This window comes from Bradyrhizobium sp. 186 (assembly GCF_023101685.1).
Lineage (GTDB): Bacteria > Pseudomonadota > Alphaproteobacteria > Rhizobiales > Xanthobacteraceae > Bradyrhizobium.
The window spans coordinates 4,753,199-4,767,770 of record NZ_CP082164.1 but is presented as its reverse complement, the minus strand read 5'-3'; the positions used below and the strand labels follow the sequence as shown (position 1 = coordinate 4,767,770).

At 64.9% G+C, this 14,572-nt stretch carries 15 protein-coding genes; 6 read left to right on the top strand and 9 right to left on the bottom strand.

All coding sequences use genetic code 11. The features are described from left to right. Positions 1-630: 630 nt before the first annotated feature. Complete coding sequence (locus tag IVB18_RS22740; protein ID WP_247991177.1) at positions 631-1,818, top strand: hypothetical protein; 1,188 nt, start codon at positions 631-633, stop codon at positions 1,816-1,818. Here the strand turns inward: IVB18_RS22740 and gmk are convergent. The 7 genes from gmk to fabD all read right to left on the bottom strand — a co-directional run bounded on the left by gmk (position 1,751) and on the right by fabD (position 8,440). After that, positions 1,751-2,410 carry a guanylate kinase gene (gene gmk / locus IVB18_RS22735; RefSeq protein ID WP_247991176.1) on the bottom strand — a complete coding sequence of 220 codons (660 nt, stop codon included), beginning with the start codon at positions 2,408-2,410 and terminating at the stop codon, positions 1,751-1,753. The genes IVB18_RS22740 and gmk overlap by 68 nt on opposite strands. A gap of 3 nt (positions 2,411-2,413) precedes the next feature. Further along, entirely contained in the window at positions 2,414-3,301 is an 888-nt protein-coding gene (locus IVB18_RS22730; RefSeq protein WP_247991175.1) for a YicC/YloC family endoribonuclease, read from the bottom strand. A gap of 111 nt (positions 3,302-3,412) precedes the next feature. Further along, positions 3,413-4,684, bottom strand: coding sequence for an endolytic transglycosylase MltG (mltG, locus tag IVB18_RS22725; RefSeq protein ID WP_247991174.1), 1,272 nt, complete (start codon positions 4,682-4,684; stop codon positions 3,413-3,415). A gap of 125 nt (positions 4,685-4,809) precedes the next feature. Beyond that, positions 4,810-6,075: a beta-ketoacyl-ACP synthase II gene (gene fabF / locus IVB18_RS22720; protein ID WP_247991173.1), complete on the bottom strand. Its 1,266-nt coding sequence runs from the start codon at positions 6,073-6,075 to the stop codon at positions 4,810-4,812. Positions 6,076-6,181: 106 nt separating this feature from the next. Beyond that, positions 6,182-6,421 (bottom strand): acyl carrier protein, encoded by a 240-nt coding sequence (locus tag IVB18_RS22715; protein ID WP_008130699.1) that lies wholly within the window; start codon positions 6,419-6,421, stop codon positions 6,182-6,184. A 310-nt stretch (positions 6,422-6,731) separates the two neighbouring features. Then, entirely contained in the window at positions 6,732-7,469 is a 738-nt protein-coding gene (gene fabG / locus IVB18_RS22710) for a 3-oxoacyl-[acyl-carrier-protein] reductase (protein ID WP_247991172.1), read from the bottom strand. A gap of 11 nt (positions 7,470-7,480) precedes the next feature. Beyond that, the gene (fabD, locus tag IVB18_RS22705) at positions 7,481-8,440 is read right to left on the bottom strand and encodes an ACP S-malonyltransferase (RefSeq protein WP_247991171.1); all 960 of its coding nucleotides are present in this window, start codon (positions 8,438-8,440) and stop codon (positions 7,481-7,483) included. Between the two features lie 290 nt (positions 8,441-8,730). On the opposite strand from fabD, the gene IVB18_RS22700 reads away from it, so the two are divergent. After that, complete coding sequence (locus tag IVB18_RS22700) at positions 8,731-9,999, top strand: GGDEF domain-containing protein (RefSeq protein ID WP_247991170.1); 1,269 nt, start codon at positions 8,731-8,733, stop codon at positions 9,997-9,999. On the opposite strand, the gene IVB18_RS22695 is transcribed toward IVB18_RS22700, so the two are convergent. Then, positions 9,996-11,021: a fatty acid desaturase family protein gene (locus tag IVB18_RS22695; RefSeq protein WP_247991169.1), complete on the bottom strand. Its 1,026-nt coding sequence runs from the start codon at positions 11,019-11,021 to the stop codon at positions 9,996-9,998. The two genes, IVB18_RS22700 and IVB18_RS22695, sit on opposite strands and share 4 nt — an antisense overlap. Positions 11,022-11,024: 3 nt before the next feature. Beyond that, positions 11,025-11,732, bottom strand: a complete 708-nt coding sequence (locus IVB18_RS22690; protein ID WP_247991168.1) for a TetR/AcrR family transcriptional regulator C-terminal domain-containing protein — start codon at positions 11,730-11,732, stop codon at positions 11,025-11,027. Between the two features lie 329 nt (positions 11,733-12,061). Here IVB18_RS22690 and rpsF point away from each other — a divergent pair, with 329 nt between their 5' ends. The 4 genes from rpsF to rplI all read left to right on the top strand — a co-directional run bounded on the left by rpsF (position 12,062) and on the right by rplI (position 14,571). After that, complete coding sequence (gene rpsF / locus IVB18_RS22685; RefSeq protein ID WP_247991167.1) at positions 12,062-12,568, top strand: 30S ribosomal protein S6; 507 nt, start codon at positions 12,062-12,064, stop codon at positions 12,566-12,568. Between the two features lie 5 nt (positions 12,569-12,573). After that, positions 12,574-12,813 (top strand): 30S ribosomal protein S18, encoded by a 240-nt coding sequence (gene rpsR / locus IVB18_RS22680; protein WP_007592020.1) that lies wholly within the window; start codon positions 12,574-12,576, stop codon positions 12,811-12,813. 129 nt (positions 12,814-12,942) lie between these two features. Further along, positions 12,943-13,923 carry a hypothetical protein gene (locus IVB18_RS22675; RefSeq protein ID WP_247991166.1) on the top strand — a complete coding sequence of 327 codons (981 nt, stop codon included), beginning with the start codon at positions 12,943-12,945 and terminating at the stop codon, positions 13,921-13,923. Positions 13,924-13,971: 48 nt separating this feature from the next. Next, entirely contained in the window at positions 13,972-14,571 is a 600-nt protein-coding gene (rplI, locus tag IVB18_RS22670; protein ID WP_247991165.1) for a 50S ribosomal protein L9, read from the top strand. Position 14,572 lies beyond the last annotated feature (1 nt).

Sequence of the window (14,572 nt, the reverse complement as noted above, 5' to 3'; positions counted from 1 at the left end):
TAGGCGAAAAGAGCTTGTTTTAAAGGGTTTTCTTAGTTTCGGCGTGTTTCACCGAATGCCAAGATATAGACGTGTGGTCCTGACGCCCGGAGTCTGTGCGTCAAGTCTTGCGGTGATGTTGCGGCCCGACCGGGCGCGCGCATCAGCCATCCGCAGGGCGACGGGGGCAATAGTGCATCGCTCCCCGAGGAGAGCACGAAGGACACCGTTAAAACCATCCGCGCAGGGAAGGCCGGGCGTTCGGCTACACCTGTGGTCCAAACCGTGGGCACTTCTGTAGCGCACGGACCAAGGGTGCCGCCGGCGCCCGGCCTTCCCTGCGCCCTTTGGTTTTGAAGGGCGACGAGTTGAAGCAAGGCTCGGGCAAAACCTGCCGCGAGAACGCGAAGCCGTGGCCCCGCGCCACAACCGGCGCAGTCGCCGGGGCCAGGGCGCGACGACGGGTGCCCTGGGACATGGAGATCGACCGAGCAATGGCGGAACCCAAAAAACCTGATTTCGCGGCGGAACGAACGCGCCGCAGGCCCAATTCAGGCCACATCCTCTCCGGATTTGCGGCTCATTGCCACCCAACTCTTTGATGAGAAAGGGAAGGTAACGAGTTGCATCGGGCGTAAACGGGAGACCAGGATGGGCAACCGCACCGCGAAGTTCATTTCGACGCTGTTCGCCAGCATCATTGCCGGCGCGCCGTTGGCGGCCGTGTCGCAGAACGCGCCGAGCACATCGAGCACGGCAAACGCCGCCGCCGCCGACTGCCTCGCCTCGCCGAAGAGCACCGCGCCGCAGGGACAGCATTGGCACTATCGTCTCGATCGCAGCACCAAGCGGCAATGCTGGTACCTGCGCGCCGAAGACGGCAAGGCGACCACACAGAGCGCGCAGGCCGCGACCGACACACCCGCCCCGGATTCAGCGGCGCCGCCGCAGCACCCGGTGCAGGATGCGCGCGCTGAATATCTGACACCGCAGAGCTTCGCCGCACCGAGAATGCCGAACGCGCCGGCGCAGGGCGCGGCAATCGCACCGGCCGCGCCCCAATCTCCGGGCGCCAACGACAGCAATGCCCAACAGCCCGCGCTCGATGCACGTTGGCCCGACGCTTCCGCCACGGTCGCTTCGCCCGCGCCGCAATCGGTGACCCCACCTGCAACGGCCGCCGCGCAACCGAGCGCGAAGCCGGCAAAACCCGCTGCTCCGGTGGCGCTCGCCGCGGCCGATGCGTCCGCCGACAGGCCGACCGGCTCGCTCCAGATGCTCCTGCTCGTCATCGGCGGCGCACTCGCGCTCGCAGGCCTCCTCGCCAGCCTCATCTACCGTTTTGCCGGCGCACGCGTCCGCGTCCAGGCGGGCGACCGCCGCGTGAATTGGGACGATTGGGAGCCGCAGGATCAGCATGGCAGCCGTGCGCCATGGCTCAATGCGACGCCGCGCACGCAGCAGCCGCGTCCGGTGGACTTCGATGCCGCACCTCCGCAGGCCGCAACACCCGTTGCGATCGCCGACAAGATCGACATGGTTGTAGCGCACAAACCCGCCGCAGCAGAACGTGACGAGGCCAAGATCGAGTCATTCGACGGGGAATTTGAGGTCGAGGCATCGGCGCCTCAGCTCGCGGCCAACGATACCCATGACGAAGAGCCGGCCGATCACGTTGAAAATTCGCACGATGAGGATGCGGTCGACATCGACGTCATCACGACGATGCTGGAACGCCTGGCGAAGGAAGGGCCGAGGTTGACGCGGCCAGCTATCTCTCGAGCTGATTCCGCAGTCCACGTACGAAGCCTTCAAGACCGACCTGGCGTTCGCGCTTAAGCTGTTCGGCTCGTAGGATCGAGCGCACCGCCTCGAAAGCAATGCCGATATTGTCGTTGACAACAATGTAGTCGTAGGCGTCGAAATGGCTCATTTCATCGCCCGCTTTTTTCATGCGGCCGCGAATGACCTCGTCAGAGTCTTGCGCGCGAGTATGCAGCCGTTGCTCAAGCGCAGCAACCGACGGCGGCAAGATGAACACGCTAACGACATCCTTACCCGAACGATCGCGAAGCTGCTGGGTCCCCTGCCAGTCGATGTCGAACAACACGTCATTCCCCGCCGCCAGCGCAGCGTCGACGGGTCCGCGCGGCGTACCATAGCGATTGCCGAACACATTCGCCCATTCGAGGAGTTCGCCATTCGTCACCATCGTCTCGAAGCGATTTTGGTCGACGAAGAAATAATCCTTCCCATCGACCTCGCCCGGCCGCATCGGCCGCGTTGTCGCTGAGACTGACATTTGGAGGCCGGGGGTCTCCGCAATCAGCATACGCGACAACGTTGTTTTGCCCGCGCCTGACGGCGAGGACAGCACGAACATCAGCCCGCGCCGCTCGACACCGTCAGTTCCGTGACCGCTTGTCGTCATCGATCACTCCAGATTCTGGACCTGCTCGCGGAACTGCTCGACCACGTTCTTCATGGCGAGCCCCGTATTGGTCAGCTCGATGTCGTTCGACTTCGAGCAGCAGGTGTTGACCTCGCGGTGAAATTCCTGCGCCAGGAAATCGAGCTTGCGCCCGACCGGGCCGCCCTTGCCGATCAGTTCGCGCGCTTGCGCGATATGGGAGGCGATGCGGTCGAGCTCCTCGCGGATGTCGGCCCTGGTCGCGATCAGGATCGCTTCCTGCATCAGGCGATCGGAATCGAAACGGTCTGAGGTGTCGAGCAGCGCGGCAATCTGCTCGGCGAGCCTGGCCTTGATCGCCTCGGGCTTGCGGCCGGGCGCGGCCTCGGCCTTTTTCGCGAGCGCCTCGACCTCGTCGACCCGCTGGATCAGGATCTGCCCGAGCGAGGTACCCTCGCGCTTGCGCATCTCGACGAGTTCGGCGAGCGCCTTGTCGAAGGCTTCGGCCGCCGCCGCTCGCGCGGCCTTGTCCTCCTCCTCGTCGCCGTCGGGCTCGGCGACCTCGATCACGCCCTTGATGGCGAGCAGGCCGTCGACGCTCGGCGCCACCGCGTCGACCTTGCCGGCGATCACGGCGGCGGCCTTCAGGACGGCGTTGAGCACGTCCTCATTGACGCGGACCGTGGCGGCGGCATTGGTGCGCTTGACCGTGAGATTGGCGTAGACGGTGCCGCGCGACAGCACCTCGCCGGCGCGCTTCTTGGCATGCGCCTCGAGCTCCTCGAACCCCTGGGGCAGCCGCACGCGCAGGTCAAAGCCCTTGGCGTTGACCGACTTCAATTCCCATTCGAACGTATACGGCCCGCTAGCGCCGTGGCTTCGGGCAAAGCCGGTCATGGACGACAGCGCCATCGGGTCAGTTTCTCCGGACAGATGAGATTCGCGAGGCCATCAAGGCACGCGAATCTTAAGACAATTTTGCAGGAAAGTGGAATCCGCAGAGACCGCAGGTCTGCGTAGCCTCTAGCGTTGGACCACCGGCGGCGAAGGCTGCACCGCGCCCTGCCGGGCCGGCGCGGGATTGGCGGGCCGTGCCGGCGGCTTCTTCTGCTGGTTGGGCCGCGCCGGCGTGGTCGCGGTCGGCGTATCGGCGGCGGCGGGCGCGGCGGCGGCCGGCGCCTGCGCATCGTCGGCCGGCTCGACCGTGTCGTTCTGGATCTGCTTCTCCATCGCGCGCAGCTTGGCGACATTCTTCTGGTGCGCGTCGTAGGTCTCGGTGAAGGCATGCCCGCCGCTACCGTCGGCGACGAAAAAGAGGTCGCGGGTGCGGGCCGGGTTGGCGGTGGCTTCGAGCGAGGCGCGGCCCGGATTGGAGATCGGCCCGGGCGGCAGGCCTTCGATCACATAGGTGTTGTAGGGCGAGGGCTGCGTGATCTCACTGCGCTTGATCGGGCGGCCGAGCGTGCCCTTACCGCCGACGATGCCGTAGATGATCGTGGGATCGGACTGCAGCTTGATCCTCTGCTTCAGGCGGTTGACGAACACGGCGGCAACACGGCTGCGCTCATCCGGCTTGCCGGTCTCCTTCTCAACGATCGAAGCCAGAGTCACGAGCTGCTCCGGAGTCTTGACCGGAATGTCCTGACTACGGCGCTCCCAGATCTCGGCCAGCACGCGCTTGTGCGCTTGCTGCATGCGCTGGATTACCTGCTCGCGCGGGGTCCCGCGCGGGAACTTGTAGGTCTCCGGCAGCAGAGTGCCTTCGCGCGGCAGCTCACGCACGCTGCCGGTGAAGATGTCGTTGTCGGACAGCCGCGCCACGATCTGCTCGGAGGTCAGGCCTTCCGGGACAGTGACGGCGTGCTGCACCACCTTGCCTTCGACGATGGTGGCGATGACGTCGCGCAAGGAGGCGTTCTTCTGGAATGCGTACTCGCCAGGCTTCAGGTCCGAGCTCGCCTTCAGCGCAGCCACGCTGGCGATGAACACCCACGGATTGACGTCGGTCACGCCTTCCCGGTTCAGGGTCTCGGCGATGTCGCGCTTGCCCGCGCGCTGCGGGATGTTGACGATCTTGTCTTCCTTGAGCGGACCCGCTGCCTCAAGCACCTGCCGGCCGTAATAATAGACGGCGCCGGCGCCGACCATGGCGATCAAGAGGATGGTGATGATGGCGTTGCCAACGATCACGAACGGATTGCGCGCCCGGTCCGATCGCTTCGGCGGCGGCGGGACCTGCTCGGGCTCGAGCGCTGCCCGCGGACTCCGGGGCGAAATGGGCGGCCTTTCACTCATCCAAACAACCTGAATCCTGCCGGTTCAATCGCGGCCTGACAATCGCTTGTCCTGCCAAATGCACGCGCCCACGAGTATGACTATCGCCGAATACGGCAAAACGGTGGATTCGTCTCAAACGCAAGCTAACTGGCCAAACGCCGGAAGATCACCGACGCATTGGTACCGCCGAAACCGAAAGAATTCGACAGTACGACGTTGATCTCGCGCTTCTTGGCCGTGTGCGGCACGAGATCGATCGCAGTTTCGACCGACGGATTGTCCAGGTTGATGGTCGGCGGCACGATATTATCTCGAATCGCGAGGATGGCGAAGATCGCCTCGATCGCGCCGGCCGCGCCCAGAAGATGGCCGGTCGACGATTTGGTCGAGGACATCGCGACCTTGGAGGCGGCATTGCCGAGCAGGCGCTCCACCGCACCGAGCTCGATTTCGTCACCGAGCGGTGTCGAGGTGCCGTGCGCGTTGATGTAGTCGAGATCGGATGGCGAGAGGCCGGCGCGCTTCAGCGCGGCCGCCATGCTACGGAAGCCGCCGTCGCCGTCGGGCGCTGGTGAGGTAATGTGATAGGCATCGCCGGAGAGGCCGTAGCCGATCACCTCAGCGTAGATCTTGGCGCCGCGGCGTTTGGCGTGCTCGAACTCTTCGAGGACCAGGACACCGGCACCTTCACCCATGACAAAGCCGTCGCGGTCCTTGTCGTAAGGACGCGAGGCCTTCTCGGGCGTCTCGTTGAATCCGGTCGACAGCGCGCGTGCGGCATTGAAGCCGGCAATGCCGATGCGACCGATTGGGGATTCCGCGCCGCCGGCGACCATGACGTCGGCGTCACCCAGCGCAATCAGGCGGGCGGCGTCGCCGACCGCATGTGCGCCGGTCGAGCAGGCCGTGACCACCGAATGGTTCGGCCCCTTCAGCCCATGCTTGATCGAGACATAGCCGGAGGCGAGATTGATCAGGCGGCCTGGAATGAAGAAAGGAGACACCCGGCGCGGCCCGCGTTCCTTCAACAGGACCGCAGTGTCGGCGATGCCATTGAGGCCGCCGATGCCGGACCCGATCATGGTGCCGGTCGCGCATTTGTCCTCTTCGGTCTCGGGATGCCAGTTGGCATCGTCGAGCGCCTGGCCCGCTGCGGCCATGCCGAAGATGATGAAGTCATCGACCTTGCGCTGGTCCTTCGGCTCCATCCAGATATCGGGATTGAAGCTGTCGTTAGATCCGTCACCGCGCACCACGGTGCAGGCGATCCTGGTCTGAAGATCGGAGACATCGAAGCTCTCGATCTTGCGTGCACCGCTTTCGCCGTTGAGGATGCGCTTCCAGGTCGGCTCGACGCCACAGCTGAGTGGCGACACCATGCCGAGGCCCGTGACGACAACCCGCCTCATATCCGAAAACTCCGCTTCGAAAGATTCACGGCCGATAACAAGAAACCGGCTGACCGCTGGGAAGCGGCCCGTCCGGTTTCAATGTTGTCCCCGCGAAATGAAGAGCTTAGCTCTTCGCGTTCTTCTCGAGAAACTTCGTGGCGTCGCCGACGGTGAGAATCGTCTCCGCGGCGTCGTCCGGAATCTCGCACCCGAATTCTTCTTCGAACGCCATCACCAGCTCGACGGTGTCCAGACTGTCGGCGCCGAGGTCGTCGATGAAGCTCGCAGCGTCGACAACCTTCTCGGGCTCAACACCAAGGTGTTCGACCACGATCTTCTTAACCCGCTCGCCAATGTCACTCATTGCTTAACCTCGTGTTGTTCCCTGTAGACCCGACCCCCCGGGACGATACGAGCCGCGTGGTCGTTGACTGCCTTCGCTTACGAACTTTGATTTGGCCCCATCCTAACCGATGCAGGCCCGGCGAACGACGGCCAAGGCTCCGCATCGCCAATATACAGGGTTTCAAAAACCTGCAATGGCGTTCTTTGCCTATCCGTTGAAGGTCCGGTTATCATACTTCAACTGCCTTGACTACAAGCCTCATTTCGCTCCGGAAACGGCCGTTTGCCGCATCTCGCGCCGCCGGTGTGGGCGGTGCGGAACGACGGGCTTAGATCATGGCCATGCCACCGTTGACGTGGATAGTTTGCCCTGTGACGTAGGCTGCTTCGTTCGAACTGAGGTAGACGGCGGCTGCCGCAATGTCCTCGGGAGTGCCCAGGCGGGCGGCCGGAACCTTGGTCAGAATCGTTTCGCGCTGCTTGTCGTTGAGCGCATCCGTCATCGGCGTCTTGATGAAGCCCGGCGCAATGCAGTTCGCGGTCACGCCGCGCTTGGCGTATTCAGCGCCGAGCGTCTTGATCATGCCGATCAGGCCGGCCTTCGACGCGGTGTAATTGCCCTGCCCGGGGTTGCCTGTGACGCCGACCACCGAGGTAATGGCGATGATGCGGCCGAAGCGCTTGCGCATCATCAATTTGGTGGCGGCGCGCGCCAGACGGAAGGTCGAGGTCAGATTGACGTTGATGACCTCCTCCCAGTCCTCGTCGCGGAGCTGGACGAAGAGATTGTCGCGGGTGATGCCGGCATTGGCGACGAGGATGTCGACCTGCCCCATCGCCGCTTCCGCGGCGGGCACCAGCGCCTCGACCTCGTCGGCCTTGGAGAGATTGCAGGGCAGCACGAGGGCGCGCTCGCCGAGCTTGCTCGCAAGCTCGTCCAGCACTTCCTTCCGCGTTCCCGAAATCGCAACCGTGGCGCCCTGCGCGTGCAGCGCCTGCGCGATTGCGCCGCCGATGCCGCCGGTCGCGCCGGTGACGAGCGCCTTCCTGCCAGTCAGATCGAACATTGATAACTCCTCTAGGCCTGCTTCGCAGCGGCCGACGCTTCCTTGGCAGCGGCAATGTCGTTCGGTCCGCCGACCGCGACGCCGACGGCACCGTCTGCGATGCGCTTGACGAGACCGGTCAGCACCTTTCCTGCGCCGATCTCGAAGAAGCGGGTGACGCCCTGCCCTGCCATATAGGCAACCGATTCGCGCCAGCGCACCGTGCCGGTGACCTGCTCGACCAGGCGTCGACGGATCTCATCGGGGTCGGTGATGGCGCTCGCCAGCACGTTCGACACCAGCGGCACCGCCGGCGCCTTGATCGTGACCTTGGACAGCGCCTCCGCCATGGCGTCCGCGGCCGGCTGCATCAGCTTGCAATGGAACGGCGCGGACACCGGCAGCAGCATCGCGCGCTTGGCGCCCTTGACCTTGGCGATCTCGACGGCGCGATCGACCGCCGCCTTGTCGCCGGAGACGACCACCTGCCCGCCGCCATTGTCATTGGCGGCCTGGCAGACCTGGCCTTGCGCCGCCTCGTTGGCGACTTCGATGGCGGCCTCGTAGTCGAGGCCGAGCAGCGCGGCCATCGCGCCGGCGCCGACCGGCACGGCTTTTTGCATTGCGAGACCGCGGGTGCGAAGCAGCCGTGCGGTGTCGGAAATCGTCAGGCTGCCGGCAGCAGCCAGGGCTGAATATTCGCCGAGGGAATGGCCGGCAACGAAGGCTGCGTCCCGCGCCACGGAAAAACCAGCCTCGCTCTCGAGCACGCGCAGAGTGGCGACGGACACCGCCATCAGCGCCGGCTGGGCGTTCTCGGTGAGCTGAAGGGTTTCGGCCGGACCATCCCAGATGGTCGCCGTCAGCTTCTCCCCAAGCGCGGAATCGACCTCGTCGAACACGGCGCGCGCCGCGGGAAAGGCGTCGGCCAAGGCCTTGCCCATGCCGACCGCCTGGGACCCCTGCCCCGGAAATGTGAATGCTGCCGTCATCGGGCGCCCCCTGGATCGCTTGAGCAGTTTTCTTCGAGAACCGGCAGCCGACTACGTCCAGCCCGAGCCTTGGTTCCGATCATGCCCCAAAGGGGGCCGTAGACAACGACCGGGGGCGCGCTGTCAAGCCGCGATGGCGCTTTCGACCGGGCTTCGCGCCCCCAAAGCCACCCGCTGCCGTGCACCAACCGGGCTTGGCGCGGGCAGCCCGCTGGCAAAGCGTTTACGCTATCGGGAACTTCGCCGCAGCACTTAAACCGCCTTAAATGCCGCTGACCTAGGTTGCCGCCATGGCAACCATGGTCCCACAGACATTGAGCGCTTCCGCTTCTGCCGGGCAACCGGCGCGGCCGTGGCTTCATCTGCAGGGTTGCGTCGACTGGCTGCTCGCCGGCCCGCGTCCACAGCCCGACGACATCCAAAACGAATTGCTCCAGCAGCGGACCAACAAGACGAGGACGTTGGTGGTAGCCGTGCTAGCATCGCTGTTGATCGCATCGCTGGCCGCCGCACTGACCGGCGCCACATGGGCCTATGCCTGGGTGCTGGCAGAGCTGGCTCTCGGCAGCACACGCATTTTTCTGATGATGAAGGCCCTCGCACGGGCGAAAGCAAACCGGCGGGCGCCTGTGAACGTTTCGCCGATCTGGGCGGGCCTGGCATCGGTCATCCTGATTTCCGCCGGCTGCTATCAATGCGTCGCATCGGGCGTCATGTCGCTGGTCCTGATGGCCGGCATCGGGCTTGCGAATCTGGTCGGCGGCATCGCCTCGAGGAACGCCGGAACGCCACGCTACGGCATCCTTCTGATTTGTATTCTGACGCTTCCCTTCGCGGTGGCGACGATCCTGTCGCCGGTCCCGTTCCTGTTCATTATCGGGTTGCAAACGCCGGTCTACACCGCCGGGATGATTTTCCTGCTGCTCGAGAACCATAAGATCCTGCTCGACCTCCATCATTCCGAGCGCAACAACCGCCTGATGGCGCATCACGACCTGCTCACCGGCCTTCCCAATCGCGCCCTCAACCAGAAACTTTTTGCGGAGATGCTCGACGGCTCATGGCCGGATGCGGCGTCGGCCACCTCGAAGCTCACGGTGTTCTGCGTCGATCTCGACGGCTTCAAGGGCGTCAATGACAGATTTGGACATGCAGCGGGCGACGCCGTTCTCGTTGCCGTGGCGAAGCGCCTGTGTGCCAGCGTGCGCGACGCCGATGTCGTGTGCCGCATCGGTGGCGACGAGTTCGTCATTCTGCTGCCCGACATCACGGACGACGAAGCTGCCGCGGTCGCCCGGCGGATCATCACGCGTGTTGCGGAGCCATTCGACTTTGCGCCTGCGGTCCGGGTCGGCGCCAGCGTCGGCCTCGCCTCGGCGCCGCGTGACGGGATGACCGGCGATGAGCTGCTGAGCGCCGCCGATCGCGCGATGTACGAAGCCAAGCGCCGCGGCAAAGGCGCTTTCGTGATCCACAGCGGCATGGCCGAGCCGGTCACCCTCGTCCCCGAAGCGATACCTTTCCTCGCTGCGCCGAAAGCTGCGGCGCTCGCCTGCTAGAAACCGCCCGCCTTCTGATCCGCACCGACCTCGGCACCCTCCCGCGCGCGGCGCGCACTGCTCGCCAATTGGCCCGGCCGGTCGTCGCGGTCCGGCTTTGCGGTGGCAAGCCGCAGCACCGCGGCGTAGCTCCGCTGCACCTCCATGCGGCCGGCGTGCCGGCTCTCGCTGAGCAGGCGATGAACGTTCGGCAGATTGTAGCAGGGCACGTAGAACAGCAGGTGATGCTCGAGGTGATAGTTCACGTAGTAAGGCGCGATGAACAGGCGCTCGAGAAAATTGGCGTGGGTGGTGCGGGTGTTGCGCAGGGGATCGTGGCTATCGGGGACGACGGCGTGCTCGGCGATGTTGCGGACACGGGTGATAACCATCATCCAGGTCAGAAGCGGCACCAGCCATAGCAGCGGATAGGCCCACCAGACGCCGGCCGCCGCCAATGCCCCGAACATCACGGCATTGACGATGCATTGCGGACCCAGCTTCTCCCAGAAATGCGCGGCACGCTGCCGCCACGGCCAGTCCTTCGGCCCGAGCGCGTTGAGCAGTTGCGCCTTACGCTGCTGGTAGCCGGTCTGCCCGGTGATGTCGCGCATGAACTTGCGGCGGTAGCTCAGCCTGGTAATCGGAAACGGCGCCGACAGCACGAGGTCGGGATCGTCCTCCTGCTGCGTACGCGCGTGATGCTGCAAATGATAGCGGCGATAGGCGCGTGTCTCCGCGAAGATCGGATAGGCGCAGAACCACTGGCTCAGCGTCAGGTTGGTCTTCTCGTCGGCCGACAGGCATCCATGTGCGCCGTCATGCATGAGGATCACAAGCCCGAGCTGCCGCGAGCCGATGACGGCAACGGCAAAAATGTAGGTGAGCGGATTGGGCCACCACGCGACCAGCGCAATTGCACCGATGATCAGCGCCCAGGCGTGCGCGATCAGCGCCACGCCCTTCCAGGTCACGCGCTGACGCACGTCGACGAGTTGATCGTCGGTCAGGAAATCGCGGGCACGCATGCGAAGTGCCGTCATGGCCTAACTCTCCCCATCCGCAATGGTTGAAGCGTCGCGGTCGTCGACGAGGCGCAGGCGCGCGGCGTCGCTGGTGAATTTGGCCTGCTCGCCGAGCACGCGCAGCATCTCTGCGCATAGTTCGTCCGGCGAACGGCCCATGGCGCAGCCTTCGAGGATGACGCCGATGGCGACGGCCCAGAACCTACGAGAACTCTCGTCGGGGGCGCGCAAGGAGCGCCAGCCATGCCGCGCGACCTGGCTCGCATAGGCCCGCGCGCCTTCGGCGTGCAGGCGTTCGATGGTGCGCTCGACCAACGGCGCCAGATCCGGGCGCCGCCGTGTCAGCGTCAGCGCCTCGGCGAAGAAGGCGACCGAATCGCTCGCCGTCACCGTCTCGGCAAGAGCGTGGGTATACTCCTGCGGCGAGCGCGCCTTCAACGCCGCCTGCTCGGTCGCGCGCGCCAGATACAGCAGATCGCGGCAGGCGCATTCAACGAACAGCGCCTCCTTGCTGCGGAAGTAATAGGTAATCTGGCTAGGGAATGCGTTGGCGGCGGTCGCGATGTCGGCGATCGAGGCGCCGGACACCCCCCGTTCCTTGAACAGTGGGCTCGCCGCATCTAGCAGCAGCGAACGTGTCTTGCGGCCGGCTGAGCGCGTGGCACGCGCGGCATGCCTGGGGTCGCCTGCCGTCGCCTCAAATGGCGCATGGACGGATCTTTTCGCCATCATGCTCCTCCCTTGATTTATTTGTATGATATACAAACAAATAAATCAAGCGCTTCGGCTCTGATGGGCCCGCATTCCGACCATTCGGGCTCAAATTTGGCCCTGCAACCTTGCCAAGTCAGCCAAAATCCGTATAAGCGCGCCATCCGCAGACCCCGGCCGGGAGCTGAACGGACGGCCTCAGCAAGTCACTCGTGATTTTGGTGTGGCAGGGCCAGTCGGCCCGTCGTCCCGTGTTTCCGCCTTCTGAGCTTAATCCCAGAGTCCTTTCCGAAGGTCTCTTAAGGGCTTGACGCCGGGCGATGCGCCAACATGAGGAAAGGACACCCATGCCTCTTTATGAGCATGTTTTTCTCGCGCGTCAGGACGCGAGCACGCAGCAGGTCGAAGAGCTGACCGCACAGATGACCGGCATTGTCGAAGGTCTCGGCGGCAAGATCACCAAGACCGAGAATTGGGGCGTACGCTCCCTCACCTACCGCATGAACAAGAACCGCAAGGCGCACTTCGTGCTGCTCAACATCGACGCGCCATCCGCGGCGATCGCCGAGGTCGAGCGCCAGGAGCGCATCAGCGAGGACGTGATCCGCTATCTCAGCGTCCGCGTCGAAGAGCTGGAGGAAGGCCCGTCCGCGATGATGCGCAAGGCCGATCGCGATCGCGAGCGTGATGATCGTGGCGGCGGCTTCCGCGGCGAGCGTGAAGGCGGCTTCCGTGGCGACCGCGAGGGCGGTTTCCGCGGTGGTGATCGCGACGGCGGCTTCCGCGGTGATCGCGGCCCGCGTCGTCCGCGCGACGAAGCTGAAACCACCACCACCACGACGGACGCGGAGTAAGATCAATGGCTGAAGCTGGTGCACGCCGTCCGTTTTTCCGTCGCCGCAAGAGCTGCCCGTTCACGGGCGCGAATGCTCCGAAGATCGACTACAAGGACTCCAAGCTGTTGATGCGCTACGTCTCCGAGCGCGGCAAGATCGTGCCGAGCCGCATCACCGCGGTGTCCGCGAAAAAGCAGCGTGAGCTCGCCCGCGCCATCAAGCGCGCGCGGTTCCTGGGCCTGCTGCCCTACGTCATTCGCTAAGACGACCAATACGATCGGCGGCGATGCGCCGCCGATCGTCGCTTTCTGAATTCATAAGGCTTCCGGGTCGTCCGGGCGCCGATGGTTGGGGCGAGTGCCTCTAACCGCTCGAAGGGAGCGGGACAGCTGATGATGGCCTTTGGACTGATAGCCCTGATCGCCGGCGCTGCGTCGGCCCTAATGTTCGCCTCGATCGTATCGGGCGCGCTGATCTCGCTCGTCCTGTTCTATCTCGCACCGCTGCCGCTGATGGTCGCCTCGATTGGCTGGGGCCCGCTCTGCGCCAGCATCGGCGGCATCGGCGCTGCGATCGGCCTCGGCGCCCTGTTCGGCGTGCCCTACTGCATCGCCTTCGCCGTCACCGTCGCGCTACCGGCCTGGTGGCTCGGCCATCTCGCCCTGCTCAGCCGGCCGGCCGCGAGTATCACGCCTGCCGCCGCCACCGAGCCGCCGGTCGAGCCCGGGATCGAGTGGTATCCGGTCGGACGCATCCTGCTGTGGATCGCGGGCTTCGCGACGCTGACGACGATCGCGGCGCTGCTCACGCTTGGCACCGACGCCGACAGCATCATCGACACGCTGCGGCGCGGCTTGATGCGCATCCTCCGCGCCACCGATCCGCAGGCCGCAGGCGAGGCCGGCCCGTTCGTCGACGCGCTGGTGCGCATCGCGCCGGCTGCCGCCACCATCGTCGCGATGATGACGCTCACCCTCAATCTCTGGCTCAGCGCCAAGGTGACGGCGACGTCGGGCCGGCTGCGCCGCCCCTGGCCGGATCTGATGACGGCCGAACTGCCGCCGATGACCCTCGTTGCGCTCTGCGTCGCGCTCGCCTTTTGCTTCACCGGCGGGCTGCTTGCGATCGTCGCGCAGATCACCGCGGCAGCGTTGATGATGGCCTATGCGCTGACCGGCTTTGCCGTGTTGCATACGTTGACGCTCGCGCTGAAGAGCCGCACTTTCTGGCTCGGTTCGACCTACGCCGTCGTCGTCGTGTTCGGCTGGCCGGTAATCGCGATGGTGATCCTGGGCCTCGCGGATGCCGTGTTCGGCTTCCGCGAACGCTTTCTGCGCAGCCGGCAGCAGCCGCCGCCGCTGCCAACCTCTTAACTGCAACCCCGAAAACTGAAACTCAGAGCACTTCAAAGGAGAACGAATATGGAAGTCATTTTGCTGGAACGCGTCAACAAGCTCGGCCAGATGGGCGAAGTCGTGAAGGTTCGCGACGGTTATGGCCGCAATTTCCTGCTCAAGCGCGGCAAGGCGCTGCGCGCCACCGCCGACAACCGCGCCAAGTACGACGGCATGAAGGCCGAGCTCGAGACCCGCAACCTCGAGACCAAGGGCGAGGCGTCCAAGATCGCCGAGAAGATCCAGGGCAAGAACATCATCGTGATCCGTCAGGCTTCGGAATCCGGCCAGCTGTTCGGCTCGGTCACGGTGCGCGACGTCGTCACGGCCTTCGAAGCCGACGGCGTTGCGCTTGAGCGCCCGCAGGTGCAGCTCGACGCGCCGATCAAGACCATCGGCAGGCACACCATCACCGTCGCCATTCATCCCGAAGTCGAGGTCGAGGTCACCGTGACGGTCGCGCGCAGCCAGGACGAGGCCGAGCGCATCAACCGCGGCGAGGACATCTCGACCCGCAACGAGGACCGCGATGCGGCCGCCGAAGCGATCGCGGCCGCCGGCGAGTTCTTCGATCCGGAAGCGCAGCAGGGCGAATCGGCGCCGGCTGCAGAAGAGACCGAGAAGTAAG